The organism is Pseudomonas sp. FP1742 (assembly GCF_030687145.1).
Classification (GTDB): domain Bacteria; phylum Pseudomonadota; class Gammaproteobacteria; order Pseudomonadales; family Pseudomonadaceae; genus Aquipseudomonas; species Aquipseudomonas frederiksbergensis_D.
In genome coordinates, this window is sequence record NZ_CP117460.1 from 1,940,345 (window position 1) to 1,956,092 (window position 15,748).

General features: G+C 59.6%; 17 protein-coding genes. 15 read left to right on the plus strand and 2 right to left on the minus strand.

Annotated elements, in window-relative coordinates:
• Positions 1–16 precede the first annotated feature (16 nt).
• The 4 genes from PSH64_RS08770 to mtnC are packed head-to-tail and all read left to right on the plus strand — an operon-like array spanning position 17 to position 3,043.
• A complete protein-coding gene (locus PSH64_RS08770; protein ID WP_105339701.1) occupies positions 17–1,168 on the plus strand; it encodes an MFS transporter in 1,152 nt (383 codons plus the stop codon).
• Positions 1,165–1,791, plus strand: coding sequence for a methylthioribulose 1-phosphate dehydratase (locus tag PSH64_RS08775; protein ID WP_105339700.1), 627 nt, complete (start codon positions 1,165–1,167; stop codon positions 1,789–1,791). Before PSH64_RS08770 ends, PSH64_RS08775 begins: the two co-directional genes overlap by 4 nt.
• An 18-nt stretch (positions 1,792–1,809) precedes the next feature.
• Positions 1,810–2,355, plus strand: coding sequence for an acireductone dioxygenase (locus PSH64_RS08780; RefSeq protein WP_105339699.1), 546 nt, complete (start codon positions 1,810–1,812; stop codon positions 2,353–2,355).
• Positions 2,356–2,359: 4 nt separating this feature from the next.
• A complete protein-coding gene (gene mtnC, locus PSH64_RS08785; RefSeq protein ID WP_305480465.1) occupies positions 2,360–3,043 on the plus strand; it encodes an acireductone synthase in 684 nt (227 codons plus the stop codon).
• 88 nt (positions 3,044–3,131) lie between these two features.
• Here the strand turns inward: mtnC and PSH64_RS08790 are convergent, their stop codons facing one another.
• On the minus strand, positions 3,132–3,410 hold the full coding sequence (locus PSH64_RS08790; protein WP_105339697.1) for a DUF3509 domain-containing protein: 279 nt from the start codon (positions 3,408–3,410) through the stop codon (positions 3,132–3,134).
• A gap of 344 nt (positions 3,411–3,754) precedes the next feature.
• On the opposite strand from PSH64_RS08790, the gene PSH64_RS08795 reads away from it, so the two are divergent.
• From PSH64_RS08795 to PSH64_RS08845, 10 genes are all read left to right on the plus strand, one after another.
• The gene (locus PSH64_RS08795; RefSeq protein WP_305480466.1) at positions 3,755–5,593 is read left to right on the plus strand and encodes a long-chain-acyl-CoA synthetase; all 1,839 of its coding nucleotides are present in this window, start codon (positions 3,755–3,757) and stop codon (positions 5,591–5,593) included.
• Positions 5,594–5,689: 96 nt separating this feature from the next.
• Complete coding sequence (locus PSH64_RS08800; protein WP_105339695.1) at positions 5,690–6,208, plus strand: ankyrin repeat domain-containing protein; 519 nt, start codon at positions 5,690–5,692, stop codon at positions 6,206–6,208.
• Positions 6,209–6,451: 243 nt separating this feature from the next.
• Positions 6,452–6,982 (plus strand): hypothetical protein, encoded by a 531-nt coding sequence (locus PSH64_RS08805; protein ID WP_305480467.1) that lies wholly within the window; start codon positions 6,452–6,454, stop codon positions 6,980–6,982.
• A gap of 83 nt (positions 6,983–7,065) precedes the next feature.
• Complete coding sequence (locus PSH64_RS08810; RefSeq protein ID WP_007940802.1) at positions 7,066–7,257, plus strand: PLDc N-terminal domain-containing protein; 192 nt, start codon at positions 7,066–7,068, stop codon at positions 7,255–7,257.
• 282 nt (positions 7,258–7,539) lie between these two features.
• Positions 7,540–8,415 carry a polyamine aminopropyltransferase gene (gene speE, locus PSH64_RS08820; protein WP_105339693.1) on the plus strand — a complete coding sequence of 292 codons (876 nt, stop codon included), beginning with the start codon at positions 7,540–7,542 and terminating at the stop codon, positions 8,413–8,415.
• A gap of 214 nt (positions 8,416–8,629) precedes the next feature.
• Positions 8,630–8,863, plus strand: coding sequence for a hypothetical protein (locus PSH64_RS08825; protein WP_105339692.1), 234 nt, complete (start codon positions 8,630–8,632; stop codon positions 8,861–8,863).
• 215 nt (positions 8,864–9,078) lie between these two features.
• Positions 9,079–9,420 carry a ribonuclease E inhibitor RraB gene (locus PSH64_RS08830; RefSeq protein ID WP_105339691.1) on the plus strand — a complete coding sequence of 114 codons (342 nt, stop codon included), beginning with the start codon at positions 9,079–9,081 and terminating at the stop codon, positions 9,418–9,420.
• Between the two features lie 405 nt (positions 9,421–9,825).
• Positions 9,826–11,235 (plus strand): circularly permuted type 2 ATP-grasp protein, encoded by a 1,410-nt coding sequence (locus tag PSH64_RS08835; protein WP_105339690.1) that lies wholly within the window; start codon positions 9,826–9,828, stop codon positions 11,233–11,235.
• Positions 11,236–11,247: 12 nt separating this feature from the next.
• Positions 11,248–12,198 carry an alpha-E domain-containing protein gene (locus tag PSH64_RS08840; protein ID WP_105339689.1) on the plus strand — a complete coding sequence of 317 codons (951 nt, stop codon included), beginning with the start codon at positions 11,248–11,250 and terminating at the stop codon, positions 12,196–12,198.
• Positions 12,195–12,998: a transglutaminase family protein gene (locus PSH64_RS08845; protein WP_305480468.1), complete on the plus strand. Its 804-nt coding sequence runs from the start codon at positions 12,195–12,197 to the stop codon at positions 12,996–12,998. Before PSH64_RS08840 ends, PSH64_RS08845 begins: the two co-directional genes overlap by 4 nt.
• A 110-nt stretch (positions 12,999–13,108) precedes the next feature.
• Here the strand turns inward: PSH64_RS08845 and PSH64_RS08850 are convergent, their stop codons facing one another.
• Positions 13,109–13,933 (minus strand): cytochrome c, encoded by an 825-nt coding sequence (locus PSH64_RS08850; RefSeq protein WP_305481125.1) that lies wholly within the window; start codon positions 13,931–13,933, stop codon positions 13,109–13,111.
• Positions 13,934–14,513: 580 nt separating this feature from the next.
• Here PSH64_RS08850 and PSH64_RS08855 point away from each other — a divergent pair.
• Positions 14,514–15,719 (plus strand): acetyl-CoA C-acetyltransferase, encoded by a 1,206-nt coding sequence (locus tag PSH64_RS08855; RefSeq protein WP_305480469.1) that lies wholly within the window; start codon positions 14,514–14,516, stop codon positions 15,717–15,719.
• Positions 15,720–15,748: the final 29 nt, after the last annotated feature.

Genomic DNA, 15,748 nt, shown 5'->3' on the forward strand with positions numbered 1-15,748 from the left:
TAGCCGCTGCAGTCTGATGGCAGCGGCGGCGCTCCCGTACTGGCGGCTCTCCAGTTTCTACCTGTTCTATTTCGCCTTGCTCGGTTCGACGGCGCCGTTTCTGGCGCTGTACTTCGATCATCTGGGCTTCAGCGCCGCACGCATTGGCGAACTGGTGGCGATTCCGATGCTGATGCGCTGCGTGGCGCCGAATATCTGGGGCTGGCTCGGTGACTACACCGGGCGACGCCTGGCCATCGTGCGTTTCGGCGCCGCCTGCACCTTGCTGACCTTCTCGCTGATATTCGTCAGCAAAAGCTACGCCTGGCTGGCGATGGTCATGGCCTTGCACGCGTTCTTCTGGCATGCGGTGTTGCCGCAGTTCGAAGTCATCACCCTGGCGCACTTGCAGGGACAGACCTCGCGTTACAGTCAGATCCGCCTGTGGGGTTCCATCGGTTTCATCATCACCGTGGTGGCGCTGGGCCGATTGTTCGAATGGCTGAGTCTCGACATTTACCCGGTGGCACTGGTGCTGATCATGGCCGGGATCGTGGTCAGCAGCTTGTGGGTGCCCAACGCGCAACCGGTTCAGAGTGAACGGTTGGCGGGGGAGGGATTTCTCCAGCAATTGCGCAACCCCGGAGTATTGGCGTTTTACGCGTGCGTGGCGCTGATGCAGATGAGTCACGGGCCGTATTACACCTTTCTGACCCTGCACCTTGAGCGACTTGGCTACAGTCGCGGGCTGATCGGCATGCTCTGGGCGGTCGGCGTGGTCGCCGAAGTCTTGATGTTTCTGTTCATGAGCAAGATTCTCGCGCGCTTCTCGGTGCGTCGGGTGCTGCTGGCGAGCTTCCTGTTGGCGGCTTTGCGTTGGTTATTGCTCGGTTCGTTTGCCGAATTCCTCTGGGTGCTGTTGTTCGCCCAGGTGCTGCACGCCGCCACCTTCGGCAGCTTTCACGCCGCTGCCATCCAGTTCGTGCAACGTAGCTTCGGCGCGCGCCAGCAAGGCCAGGGCCAGGCGTTGTATGCCGCGCTGGCCGGCACCGGCGGCGCACTGGGGGCGTTGTATTCCGGCTACAGCTGGAATGCCTTGGGCGCCACATTGACCTTTAGTATCGCCAGTCTCGCAGCCTTCGCCGCTGCCGTTATCATTGCCACACGTATGCAAGAGGACAGGCCATGAGCCTTACCCGTGAACACCTCGCCCAGGAAATCATCGACGCCGGGCGCTTTCTGTATGGCCGCGGCTGGTCGCCGGCCACCAGCAGCAATTACTCGACCCGCCTGTCGCCGACCGAAGCCTTGCTGACCGTGTCCGGCAAGCACAAAGGTCAGCTGGGGCTTGATGATGTGTTGGCCACCGACCTGTCGGGCAACAGCCTGGAGCCAGGCAAGAAGCCGTCCGCCGAAACCCTGTTGCACACCCAGCTCTATAGCTGGCGCCCGGAGATCGGTGCGGTGCTGCACACCCATTCGGTGAATGCCACGGTGCTGTCGCGCCTGACGCCGGAAGACTTCATCGAGTTCGAAGACTACGAACTGCAAAAAGCCTTCAGCGGCGTTTCGACCCACGAGTCCCGGGTGCGCGTGCCGATTTTCGACAACGATCAGGACATTGCGCGGCTGGCCGCCAAGGTGCAGCCTTGGCTCGACGCCCACCCTGATTGCGTCGGCTACCTGATTCGCGGCCATGGTCTCTATACGTGGGGCGCGCGCATGAGCGACGCACTGCGGCAGATCGAAGCCTTTGAATTTTTGTTCGAGTGCGAGCTGAAGGCGCGCTCGCTCTTTAACCGTAATGCATGAACCGTTAAGGAGTTGCCCATGAGCAGCCTGTCCGTTTATCACGTCTCCAGCCCTGACATTCCGAACAAGGTGCTGACCCACTTTGAAGACATCGCCTCGACCCTGGCCGAGCAGGGCGTACGCTTCGACCGTTGGCAAGCCGCGGCGAAAATCCAGCCCGGCGCCAGCCAGGAAGAAGTGATCGCCGCGTACCAGGAGCAAATCGACAAGCTGATGACCGAGCGCGGTTACATCACCGTCGACGTGGTCAGCCTGAACAGCGATCACCCGCAAAAAGCCGAGCTGCGCGCCAAGTTCCTCGATGAACACCGCCATGGCGAAGACGAAGTGCGATTTTTCGTCGCCGGCCGTGGCCTGTTCACCCTGCACATCGATGATTACGTGTACGCCGTGCTCTGCGAGAAAAACGACCTGATCTCGGTACCGGCGGGTACGCCGCACTGGTTCGACATGGGCGAAAACCCGCACTTCGTCGCGATCCGCCTGTTCAACAACCCCGAAGGTTGGGTGGCCAACTTCACCGGTGATGACATTGCCAGCCATTTCCCGCGTCTTGAGGACTGAGCCGATGCCGATCAAAGCGATTCTCACCGACATCGAAGGCACCACCAGCGCGGTGAGTTTTGTGTTCGACGTATTGTTTCCCTACGCGGCCAAACACCTGCCGGACTTCGTTCGGCAAAATGCCGAACGCGCTGACGTCGCCGAACAGCTCGCCGCTGTTCGGCGTGACAGCGGTGAACCGCAAGCCGACGTCGAGCGGGTCATCGACATCCTTCTGGGCTGGATCGCCGAAGACCGCAAGGCCACGCCGCTCAAGGCGTTGCAGGGCATGGTCTGGGAGCAGGGGTATAAGGCCGGGCAGTTGAAAGGCCACGTTTATCCGGACGCCGTTGACGCGCTGAAGCGCTGGCATCAGGAAGGCTATCAACTGTTTGTTTATTCCTCGGGTTCGATTCAGGCACAAAAGCTGATTTTCGGTTGCTCGGAGGCGGGGGATTTGTCGCCGTTGTTCAGCGGCTATTTCGACACCACTTCGGGCCCCAAGCGCGAAGCGCAGTCGTACGAGCGCATCACCCGGGCGATTGGCGTCGAGGCTTCGCAGATTCTGTTTCTGTCCGATATCGTTCAGGAACTGGACGCGGCGCGCACGGCCGGCATGGCCACCTGTGGCCTGGCACGTGAAGGCGGGGAGTTGGCGGGGCATGCGACGGTGGACAGTTTTGCCGGGATCACTCCTTCTACCTTTTAAACATCAGCCGTAGAAACAACTCAGGCCGTGAAGCGAAAGCTCTCACGGCCTGTTTGTTTGTAGCGCGTTTATTTATACAACCGCAGGTTTAAACCGAGTGATAAGTCGGCAGGGCGAACCGTTGCTGGCTTTGCAGCATGGAGATCTGTGGCAGTTCGCTGGCCTGTTCGGCGATGTCACGGCGAATCGCGCTGATCACCCATGACAGTTGATCGCCGGCGTGTAACTGCTGGTAGGAAATCGAACGTTTGAAGACTTTGCCTTCCTGACTGCGCAGGGTCAGCAGAATGCCGCCGTCAGGCCGTGGCTGGGTGATGACTTCGAAGTTGGAGAACAGCGACGAAAATTTTTCCTGGATCAGGCTCATGTCTATCAGCTCCATTTTGTGCTTGAAGGGCAACATGGAGAGGTAGTTGCAGTGATTGTGCCAGTGTCGTTATTTTTAAAATTTCATATAAATCAACAAGTTATATATTCATGATTTTCAGGGTATCGTGCAATTTGCATGAATGGCCATCGTGCATCCTGCATTTTGCGAGGTTGGCGACAATTGGATGGAACCAATCGCAATCGCCGGGGTTGCGCTTTTCGAATGCGGCGGCCGTGGATACAAAACATTGCAAAAACCGCGTGTACAGCCCAAGAAGCCCTGACGTATTTTCGGCCTCAATCAACGCCACCCGACAATAAAAAGATCGAACGGGAGCAACCATGAGCCGCACGCAGAACGACACGATTACCTGGGGCATGATGCTCCGCAAACTGCCTTCCATTGCCAAAGCCATCCCCCGCGTGGTCAAGGGCATGAAAGTGGCCAACGTCAAGGATCCGACCCAACCGTGTGGTCTGGGCTGGAGTTTCGAACAGGCGACGCTGCGCAACCCCGATGGCCCGGCATTGATGCAGGGCGACGTGACGCTCACTTATGCACAGATCAATCAGTGGGCCAATCGCATCGCCCATCATCTGATCGCTCAAGGCATTGGCAAGGGCGATGTGGTGGCGATCTTCATCGAGAATCGTGTGGAGTTGCTGGTGACGATATTGGCGGTGGCCAAGGTCGGCGCGATCAGTGCCTTACTCAATACTTCCCAGACCCGCGACACCCTGGCTCACAGCCTGAACCTGGTGATGCCCGTAGCGATCGTGGTCGGAGAAGAGCTGGTTCCGGCCTTTAATGCGGTGCGCGAGCGGGTGGCCATCGATGTGGCGCGTACCTGGTTTGTCGCCGATCAAGACACCTTCAGCGACCCGGGCAATTCGCCCGATGGCTTCACCAATCTGATGACGGCCAGCTGCGAGGCGTCCAGCGACAATCCCGCCAGCAGCCGACGGGTTTTTTTCGACGACCCTTGCTTCTATATCTACACCTCGGGCACCACCGGGTTGCCCAAGGCCGGGGTATTCAAGCATGGCCGCTGGATGCGCAGCTGTGCCAGTTTCGGGCTGATCGCCCTGGACATGCAGCCGCAGGACGTCGTTTATTGCACCTTGCCGCTGTACCACGCCACCGGGCTTTGCGTGTGCTGGGGCTCGGCGATCAGCGGGGCGTCGGGGTTTGCCATCCGCCGCAAGTTCAGCGCCAGCCAGTTCTGGAGCGACGTGCGCAAGTACCGGGCGACCACCCTCGGTTATGTCGGCGAATTGTGCCGCTATCTGGTGGATCAACCGCGCAGCGTCGACGACAGTCGGCACGGCGTGACGAAGATGATTGGCAATGGTCTGCGCCCTGGAGCGTGGCGCGAGTTCAAGACGCGGTTTGCCGTCGACCATATCTGCGAGCTATACGCCGCCAGCGACGGCAATATCGGTTTCACCAATATCCTCAACTTCGACAACACCATTGGCTTTTCCCTGATGGCCTGGGAGCTGGTGGCGTACGACCACGACAGCGGCGCCCCCACGCGGGATGCCAACGGCTTCATGCGCAAAGTGGCCAAGGGCGAGCAGGGTTTATTGCTGGCGAGAATTGACGACAAGGCGCCGCTGGACGGCTACACCGATCCGCAGAAGACCGCAAAAGTGGTGCTCCACGACGTGTTCGTGAAGGGCGACCGTTACTTCAATACCGGTGATCTGCTGCGCAACATCGGTTTTGGTCATGCGCAATTTGTCGATCGCCTGGGCGACACCTACCGCTGGAAGGGCGAAAACGTCTCCACCACCGAGGTCGAAAACATCCTGTTGCAACATCCGCATATTGCCGAAGCCGTGGCCTATGGCGTGGAAATCCACAACACCAACGGGCGAGCGGGGATGGCCGCGATTACCCCAGCCGAATCCCTGGCGACTCTGGATTTCAGCGAATTGCTGGCTTTCGCCCGGCAACAAATGCCGGCCTATGCGGTGCCATTGTTTCTGCGGGTGAAGGTGAAAATGGAGACCACCGGAACCTTCAAATACCAGAAGGCCCGGCTCAAGGACGAAGCCTTCGACCCGAACAAGTCTGGCGAGGACCCGGTCTACGCCTGGCTGCCGGGCACCGAGACTTATGTGCAAGTCACCGAGCAGGTGTCGGCGGATATTCGCGGTGGCAGGTATCGCTATTGAATCTGGCTATGACCGTCCATGAGAAAAAACAAGTGACAGGTTCCGGGCTGCTCGGGAAACTATCGGCTTTCCGATTGACCGAATGTGGAGTCCCCAATGTCAGACAAAAGCCGCCAGATGACCCCCGAAGAGGCTGCCGAATTTGCCGAACAGGTGTTCAACAAAGCGCGCGAGGGTGATGCGGCCATGATGGCTGCGCTGCTGACCAAGGGCCTGCCGCCGAACCTGCGCAACCACAAGGGCGACACCTTGCTGATGCTCGCCGCGTACCACGGCCATGTCGACACGGTAAAAGTCCTGCTCGAACACAAGGCCGATCCCGAGATTCGCAACGACAACGGCCAGAGCCCGATTGCCGGCGCGGCGTTCAAGGGGGATCTGGCAGTGGTCAAGGCATTGGTTGAAGGTGGCGCTGAAGTGGAAGGTTCGTCCTTCGACGGTCGCACTGCGCTGATGATGGCGGCGATGTTCAACCGCGTCGAAATCATCGACTACCTGATCAGCAAGGGCGCCGATCCGGCAGCCAAGGATGCCAATGGGGTGTCCGCGCTGGACGCGGCCAAGACCATGGGGGCGGCGGATACTACGGCGCAGCTGCAAAAACTCCTGGCCTGACCTCTGTAGTGTCGCGGGGCTTTTGTGGCGAGGGAGCTCTGTGGCGAGGGGGCTTGCCCCCGTTGGACCGCGAAGCGGTCCCCTTTGGTATCTCAGTCAAACCCAGTTCTCTGGTTTTACGACTGCTTCGCAGCCGAACGGGGGCAAGCCCCCTCGCCACAGGTTCCTGCCAGGTCCCGCAATCCGTTTCCGAATGCGTTATCCTTCGCGCCCTCAAAATTCCCTCGCTACAGGATCCACTTCATGAAAGCCGCACTCGTCGAACTCATCAGCAAAATCAGCTCCGGGTGCATGGGCGAGGACGAAATCCTGAAAATCGCTGACGAAGCGGCTCAGGCCTACGCCGATCCCGAGGCTTTTCTGGCGGCCAATCCAGACATCAACTACGACGACACCTTTCCGATCCCGTTGGGCGAGTGGGTTGTCGTCGGCAGTCTGCCGGAAACCGTGCTGTTCCAGGCCGACACCTACATGGACCTGTTCGCGCAGATCGTCGCCTCGTTCGGCCCCGGCGTTGCGTTCAACATCAAACCCAAGCAACTGGCCAAAACCGAAGCCCTCACGGCACTCAACCGCATTCAGGTGCAGATGAGCAGCCTGAACAAGGAAAACGGTGGCTACACCTTGATGAACTTCAGCCAGTTGCTCGACGATGAACTGCAAGTGGTACTGGTCTACGGCAACGACGTGCCACGGGTGCTGGAATTGTGCGCCGAAGTCGGCATCGCCGCCGCGCCCTCCCTGGAAGCCCTGAAAGTGGCCATCCACGTCTGAAGCCGTCTACAACGGTAATAAAACGGAACCCTTGCAAGACCCGACTATCCTAAGAGTGCCTACCATTTTTTTGGAGCGACACCATGGGTTCCACGTTCAACACCCTGATCGGCCTGATTATTTTTGCCCTGGACATCTGGGCCATCATCAACGTGCTTAAAAGTGGCGCCGAAACCGGGATGAAAGTCCTTTGGGTGCTGTTGATCCTGCTGCTGCCGGTCCTGGGCCTGATCATCTGGGCCATCGCCGGGCCAAGAGGCGATGTGCGGATCTGATGCCGCTCCCAGGCCAACACATTTTCCCTGTGGGAGCGGGCTTGCTCGCGAAAACGGACTTTCAGTCGACATCAATGTTGAATGATCAGCCGCCTTCGCGAGCAAGCCCGCTCCCACAAGGGGACCTCCTGAGCGTTCAAAATGTCTTCTGTCTGACGAAGGTTCGACCTGTCATGTTCCGCGACGTAGAATGCGCGCCTTTCCCGGTCAATCGAGGTGATCGATTGGCCATCATGGGCGGGTAACCGTCCGTTGCCACCCGCATTCATCGGAGCACTTCCCATGAGCAATACCCCAACCAGCGACTACCTGGAAACCCTCTACGAAGGCTATGGCCAGCGTTTTCGCATGGAAAAACTGCTGCACGAAGTGCGCACCGAACACCAGCACCTGGTGATCTTCGAAAACCCGCGCATGGGCCGGGTGATGGCGCTGGACGGTGTAATCCAGACCACCGAAGCCGACGAATTCATCTACCACGAGATGCTCACCCATGTGCCGATCCTCGCCCATGGCACCGCCAAGCGCGTGCTGATCATCGGCGGTGGCGACGGCGGCATGCTGCGTGAAGTGGCCAAGCACCGCAGTGTCGAGCACATCACCATGGTCGAAATCGACGGCACCGTGGTCGACATGTGCAAGGAATTCCTGCCGAACCACTCCAAGGGTGCGTTCGATGATCCACGCCTGAACCTGGTGATCGACGACGGTATGCGTTTCGTCGCCACCACCACCGAAAAGTTCGACGTGATCATTTCCGACTCTACCGACCCGATCGGTCCGGGCGAAGTGCTGTTTTCCGAAAACTTCTACCAGGCATGCCATCGCTGCCTGAACGAAGGTGGCATTCTGGTGACCCAGAACGGCACCCCGTTCATGCAAATCGAAGAAGTCAAAACCACCGCCGGCCGCCTGCGCAGCCTGTTCCCGGACTGGCACTTCTATCAAGCGGCGGTGCCGACCTACATCGGCGGCGCGATGACCTTCGCCTGGGGCGCGACCGATACCGCCTATCGCAAATTGTCCCGCGAAACCCTGCAACAGCGCTTCGCCGGCAGCGGCATCATCACCCGCTACTACAATCCGGAAATCCACATCGGCGCCTTCGCCTTGCCGCAGTACGTGCTGCAAGCGGTGAACAAACCCAGCAACGACTAAAGTTATCCACACCCCTTGTGGGAGCGGGCTTGCTCGCGAAGGCAGTCTTTCAGTCGATAGAGATGTCGACTGACACACCGCTTTCGCGAGCAAGCCCGCTCCCACAGGTTTTGTTTTTTACAGGCTGGCGCGGTGTAATCCGTTTGAACGATCACTCAAGGCAAAAGTCCAGATAGATGTAAGCCCATCCAAGGGTTTTATCGAGGAGGCACCGATGCAAAAGTGGAAAATCACTTTCGTGGATGATCACGGTGAAACAGTCGACGAACTCTTCGAGTGCGAGGAATGCCCGAATAGCGAGCAGGCCGCCAAACTCATTCGCGCCCGGCGCCTGCCGGTCGCTGCTGAACTTGATCTCAATGATCTGGAGGGTCGCACCGATGATCCGACCGTCAAAAGCCTGAAATCCCAGTACAGCATTGAAATCCTCGGCATTACCCCGATTTGATACACCTCTTGTCACATTCACTACCAGACCTTGGCAGCAGCTCTATCTAAGGGCTACTCTGCAAGCGAGATCAGCGAATGACTCGCTAAGGTCTGGTCTTGTCAGCTACATGCTTGTTTCCCGGCGGCAACCTCTGTTGCCGTATCGCTCTCACCAATCGGTTGAAAGTGCAGGGAATACGGAAAGTCTATCCATCAGTCTGAGGGGGACGTTTCATGAGCACAGCCTATCAAGAAGACATCAGCAGCAGCGTGCTGCGCCGCATGAAAGAAGGCGGTTTCGACTTTTCACGATTCCATCCCATCGAGTTCTACGCCATTTTCCCGGACGAGGAGCGGGCACGCAGGGCGGCAGGTCATTTTTGTGGTGAATCCTTGAATGCCCAGATCAGCGTGCGTGATGACGGCGCATGGTCTCTGGAACTGAGCAAAGTGATGTACGCCACCTACGACGGGATCGGCGACTTCGAGCAGGACTTCGAGGCGGTGGTCGAGCCTCTGGGCGGCATTATCGAGGGATGGGGCGTCAAGCAGGAGGTACGAGGGCTACTCGCATAACCTTATGAACAGCGACAACACTCAGCAACGGCTGACCTTCGGGTTGGCCGTTTTCGTTTTCGTGGTTTGAAAAGGCCGAAGATTGTGTTTTCGATTCATAACGTTTCAAAAATGCAAAAAAAGCCGCCTGAACAGGCGGCTAAAAGGGAAGAGCGACAAGTTTTGCAACGAATGCGCGAATTATCCGCCTCTCCCTCCCGAGCAGTGAAATCAACTCTGACTATGCTGCTGATAGGCGACAACATGGCCTCGCCATGAAGCGGGGGCGTTCAGGTTGGGGCATTTATCGCACAGGATTGGTGCGGTGCGTGCGGCAGCATTATCCAACTGATTGATATCAAAGCGTTTATGCCGATGGCACGGGCCTTGCGAAGGTCTGGACGTCCGGGTGACAAGGAGTACGGCATGATCCGCACCTATTTTGATGAGATGTACGATGCCGGCGGCCAGGTCCGTCCGCATTATCGGGAGTTTGCCCGTTGGCTGGCCGAAACGCCTGACGAGCTTCTGGCACAACGGCGACGCGAGGCCGATCTGTTATTTCATCGCGCCGGGATTACCTTCACGCTCTATGGTGATGAGCAGGGGACAGAGCGCCTGATTCCCTTCGACACCATTCCCCGCAGCATTCCCGCCAGTGAATGGCGGGTCGTCGAGCGCGGCTGTATTCAGCGGGTCAAGGCATTGAACATGTTCCTGGCCGACCTCTATCACGAGCAGCGCATCATCAAGGCCGGCATCATCCCGGCCGAACAAGTGCTGGCCAACGAGCAATACCAGTTGGCGATGCAAGGGCTGGATCTGCACCGCGATATCTATTCGCACATTTCCGGCGTCGACCTGGTGCGCGATGGCGACGGCACGTATTACGTGCTCGAAGACAACCTGCGTACCCCCAGCGGCGTGAGCTACATGCTCGAAGACCGCAAAATGATGATGCGCCTGTTCCCCGAGTTGTTCGCGGCCCAGCGCATCGCACCGATCGACCACTATCCGAACCTGTTGCTCGACACCCTGAAAAGCTCCAGCCCGCTCGACAACCCGAGCGTGGTGGTGCTGACGCCGGGGCGTTTCAACAGCGCGTTTTTCGAGCATGCGTTTCTGGCGCGGGAAATGGGTGTTGAACTGGTGGAAGGCGCGGACCTGTTCGTGCGTGATGACAAGGTGTTCATGCGCACCACGGACGGGCCGAAAGCGGTCGACGTGATCTACCGTCGCCTCGACGATGCCTTCCTCGATCCGCTGGCGTTCAACCCGGATTCGATGCTCGGTGTTCCAGGGCTGCTGTCGTCCTACCGCTCCGGCAACGTGGTGCTGGCGAATGCCATCGGCACCGGGGTTGCGGACGACAAGTCGGTGTACCCCTTCGTCACGGACATGATTCGTTTCTATCTGGATGAAGAACCGATCCTGAAGAACGTGCCGACGTGGCAGTGTCGTAACCCCTCGGAACTGTCCCACGTGCTGGCCAACCTTCCGGAGCTGGTGGTCAAGGAAACCCAAGGCTCCGGCGGTTACGGAATGCTGGTGGGGCCGGCGGCGACGGCGGCGGAGATCGAGTCTTTCCGCGAGCGGATCAAAGCCAAGCCCCATGCGTATATCGCGCAACCGACATTGTCGCTGTCGACCTGTCCGACCTTTGTCGAAAACGGCATTGCTCCGCGCCACATCGACCTGCGTCCGTTTGTATTGTCTGGCCGCGAAACCCGGGTTGTGCCCGGCGGTTTGACCCGTGTCGCCTTGCGTGAAGGTTCCCTGGTGGTGAACTCGTCCCAGGGCGGCGGCACCAAGGACACCTGGGTGGTCGAGGATTGAAGGAAGCTTGCCATGTTAAGTAGAACTGCCTCGGATCTGTATTGGATGTCGCGTTACCTGGAGCGGGCGGAAAACCTCGCGCGGATGCTCGACATCAGTTATTCGCTGTCGCTGATGCCCCAGGACGGTCGTGGCGACGGCTTGCACGAACTGGCCATGCCGTTGCTGATCACCGGCACCCTGGACGATTACCTGGCGCGCCACGGCGATCTGCATGCCGAACGGCTGCTGCATTTTTTCGCCCTGGACGCGGCCAACCCGGCGAGCATCTACAGCTGCCTCGGTGCCGCACGAGCCAGCGCCCATGCGGTGCGTGGGCGAATCACCGCTGACATGTGGGAAAACATCAACGCCACCTGGCTGGAAATTCGCGGGATCGCCGAGCAGGGCTTGAGTCGCTACGGCATGAGCCGTTTCTGCGAGTGGATCAAGGAACGTTCCCATCTGTTCCGCGGCGCTTGCTACGGCACGATCATGCGTAACGACGCGTTCCGCTTCATTCGTCTGGGCACCTTTATCGAAAGGGCCGACAACACCTTGCGCCTGCTCGACGCCCGTTACGAAATGGCTGGCGATCAGGCCGAAGCGATCAGCGACGGCACGGCCCACGCCTATTACCAGTGGAGCGCTTTGCTGCGGGCCTTGTCGTCGTTCGAGGCTTACACCGAAATCTATCGCGACGCCCCCGGCGCCCGGCATGTGGCTGAACTATTGCTGTTGCGCGCCGACGTGCCGCGATCCCTGCGCGCCTGCACCGAAGAAATCGACCAGATCCTCGCCCAATTGTCGGGGGCCAACGGTCGTCCTGCCCAGCGTCTGGCGGCAGAAATGGACGCGCGCCTGCGCTACACCGGTATCAACGAAATCCTCGACGAAGGCCTGCACGCCTGGCTGACCGAGTTCATCCCGCTGGTGCGCCAGTTGGGCAACGCCATACACAGTTCCTATCTGGAGGCTGCATGAGACTTTCCATTAGCCACGAGACCGCCTATCACTACGAAGATCAGGTGCGGGCGAGCATCCAGTACCTGCGACTGACACCCCACGACAGCGAGCGCCAGCACGTGCTGAGCTGGCAACTCGACCTGCCGCGCCCGGTGCGCGCGCAACTCGATCCGTTCGGCAACATCCTGCATGTGTTGACCCTGGATGAGCCGCATGAAGCGATCATCATCGGCGCCCGTGGCCAGGTCGACATCGACGAGCTGCGCGAAGCCGAGCATGAAAGCCAGTCGGCGCTGCCGTTCCTGCGTTTCACCCGGCTGACTGAAGCCGATGAAGCCCTGCGCGCGTTTGCCGAGAAGGCGTGCAAGCAACGGCGGGATCGCACGGCGCTGATCGATTTGATGCATGGCCTGAACCAGCACATGACTTACACCCCGGGTTCCACTGAAGTGGACACCAGCGCAGCGCAAGCTTTCGCCGGGCGCTCCGGCGTCTGCCAGGACCATACCCATGCGTTTCTCGCCTGCGCCCGCAGCCTGGGCATTCCTTCGCGTTATGTGTCGGGGTATTTGTACAGCGATAATAGCGAGCACCTGGCCAGTCACGCCTGGGCTGAAGCCTGGCTGGATGACGCCTGGTACAGCTTCGACGTGACCAACGAACTGGCCCGGCCTGAACGTCATCTGAAGCTGGCCGTGGGCCTGGATTACCTCGACGCCTGCCCGGTGCGTGGTATGCGTCGGGGCGGTGGGGGTGAGCAGATGCATGCGAAGGTGTTGGTCTCGCCGACACCGGTGATTACCGTCCAACAGCAGTAAGTAGTCCCTGTGGGAGCGGGCTTGCCCGCGATGGCGGCCTTCCAGTCACCGCATTTATGTCTGGAGTAACGCTATCGCGGGCAAGCCCGCTCCCACAGGGAGGGGTGTTGTCATTCCGGCTTCACTTTGCGCCCAGCCATATGCTTCAAATACCCCACCAACAACTCCAGGTCCCCCTCCGGCAACACCGTCGTCGAGAACGCGGGCATCTTCGCCTGCGGCCACTGGCGCAAGCTCTGCGGGTCACGGATGTAACGCTTGAGGAAGTCCGCGCCGAAATACTCGGTCGGGTTGAACGGAATATTCAGGTCCGGCCCGAACTGCGCGTCCCCCGCGCCATTGAGTCGATGGCAAGCCAGGCAGTTCTTCTGAAACAGCGCGAAGCCCTTGTTCACCGGATGGTCCGACTTCAGTGCAGGGTCGGGTAACAGGGCAGGGAAGCGTTCGGCCACCGGGGCCATGCGCTTGATGCTCGCCACTTCGAATGGCCATTGCTCGGGGCTGATATTGCCCGCCTGTGGATCGGTCCAGACCAGATAGAACGGCCCGGCACTGGGCTTGCCCTCGGACAGCGGCGGCCACGGCTTGGCCGGGTCTTCAATCGCCAGCCAGGCCCGCGCGCCCTGGGTCTTGAGCAGCGGCGCGGCGGCCAGTTCGGCGGCAAAACCGTCCAAAGCTACTGCTTGCAGGTGATCGTCAGGCTTGATGCCGGTCAACAACGCCGCCATCGGCACGGCGCGATAGCTCATGTCCCGCTTGTAGGAAACGTCGTTGGTGATCGTGATGGTCTGAGCCTGAGGATGCTTGAGCAATTCCTCGGTCTGCCAGGTGCGAGGGCTCGCGCCCAACTCAAGATTCAGCTGCGCGGCGGACAGAGGCGTGCTGAGCAGCAAGGCCCCAAACAGAATGAGCGCTTTCAAGTGATCGTCGTCCATGTCGTGGAAGTGCCGCAAAGGTTGGCACAGCCACGCCGGCCCGGATAGCGAGCCAGTCACATTTTTATCAGGCGAAATGAAAACCCCCGCTGCTCGATCAGCCAAGCACCTTGGTCAGGTTCGGCAAAATCAACAACAGCGTAGTAGCAAATAGAATGAGCCCGGCTTGACGTACTTTCGAATGTTTGAACATGGCTTGACCGCCTTTTTTGTTATTTCCTGGTTGCCTGCCTGCATATCTCCATGACGGCAGAGCGCTGCACTTCCTGTAGGACGAGAGCCTCGGCAAAACCCGACGACAACTTCGTACAGGTTTACATTAGGGCCCGCGTCACGCTTGGCTTAGATCCATTTCGTATGGACTTAGCGCTGATCGCTGCTAAAAAGACATGAGGCCTATGGCCAGCTTCTTGGGCGCCCGTTGGCTAGACAGCTTGGTGACACGAATCGATTAATCCGATAGCTGACTACCGTTCGTCTGAGCGTGACCGTCAACGTCAATGAGCGCTGTGGTCATTGAATCCACGGCTGCTCGGCATAAGGTGAGGGTATAGAGATCACCCTCAGGTTCGAGAACGCCATGACCCAAGCTTTGATATTCGACGCGTTACGCACGCCCCGTGGCAAAGGCAAGGCCAATGGCGCCTTGCACAGCGTCAAGCCAGTGAACCTGGTGGCCGGGCTGCTGACGGCGTTGCAGCAGCGCACCTCCCTGGACACCAGTCAGGTCGACGACGTGGTGCTTGGCTGCGTGACGCCTATCGGTGATCAGGGCGCCGACATCGCCAAGACCGCCACACAAGTGGCCGACTGGGACGTCAGCGTGGCGGGTGTGCAACTCAATCGCTTCTGCGCGTCGGGGCTGGAAGCAGTGAACCTGGGCGCGATGAAAGTGCGTTCCGGCTTCGAAGACCTGGTGGTGGTCGGTGGCGTCGAGTCGATGTCCCGCGTGGCCATGGGCAGCGACGGCGGGGCCTGGGCGCTGGACCCGGAAACCAACTTGCACAGCCATTTCACACCCCAGGGCGTGGGCGCCGACCTGATCGCGACAATCGAAGGTTTCAGTCGTCAGGACGTCGATGCCTTCGCGTTGCACTCCCAGCAGAAGGCGGCGCGGGCGCGGGCGAATGGTTCCTTCAACAAGTCGCTGGTGCCGGTGCAGGACCAGAACGGCATCATCCTGCTCGATCATGATGAGTTCATTCGCGCCGATTCGACCATGGAAGGCCTGGGCAAGCTCAAGCCGAGTTTCGAGATGATCGGGCAAATGGGCTTCGACGCCACGGCATTGCGGGTGTACAGCCAGGTCGAGCGGATCAACCATGTTCACACGCCGGGCAACAGTTCCGGGATCGTCGATGGCGCGGCGCTGATGCTGATCGGCTCCGAAGCGAAGGGCCGGGCACTGGGTTTGCAGCCACGGGCGCAGGTCGTCGCCACGGCGGTCACCAGCACCGACCCGACCATCATGCTCACCGGCCCGGCGCCGGCCACCCGCAAGGCGCTGGCCAAGGCCGGGCTGCGGGTCGAAGACATCGACCTGTTCGAAGTCAATGAAGCGTTCGCCTCGGTCGTGTTGAAGTTCATCAAGGACATGGCCATCGACCCGGACAAGGTCAACGTCAACGGCGGCTCCATCGCCATGGGCCACCCGCTCGGCGCCACCGGTTGCGCGATTCTCGGCACGCTGCTCGATGAACTGGAAACCCGGCGCCTGCGCTATGGCCTGGCGACATTGTGTGTCGGCGGCGGCATGGGCATTGCCACCATCATCGAACGCCTCTGAGCCTGCCTTTAAGAAAATCCGACTCAAGG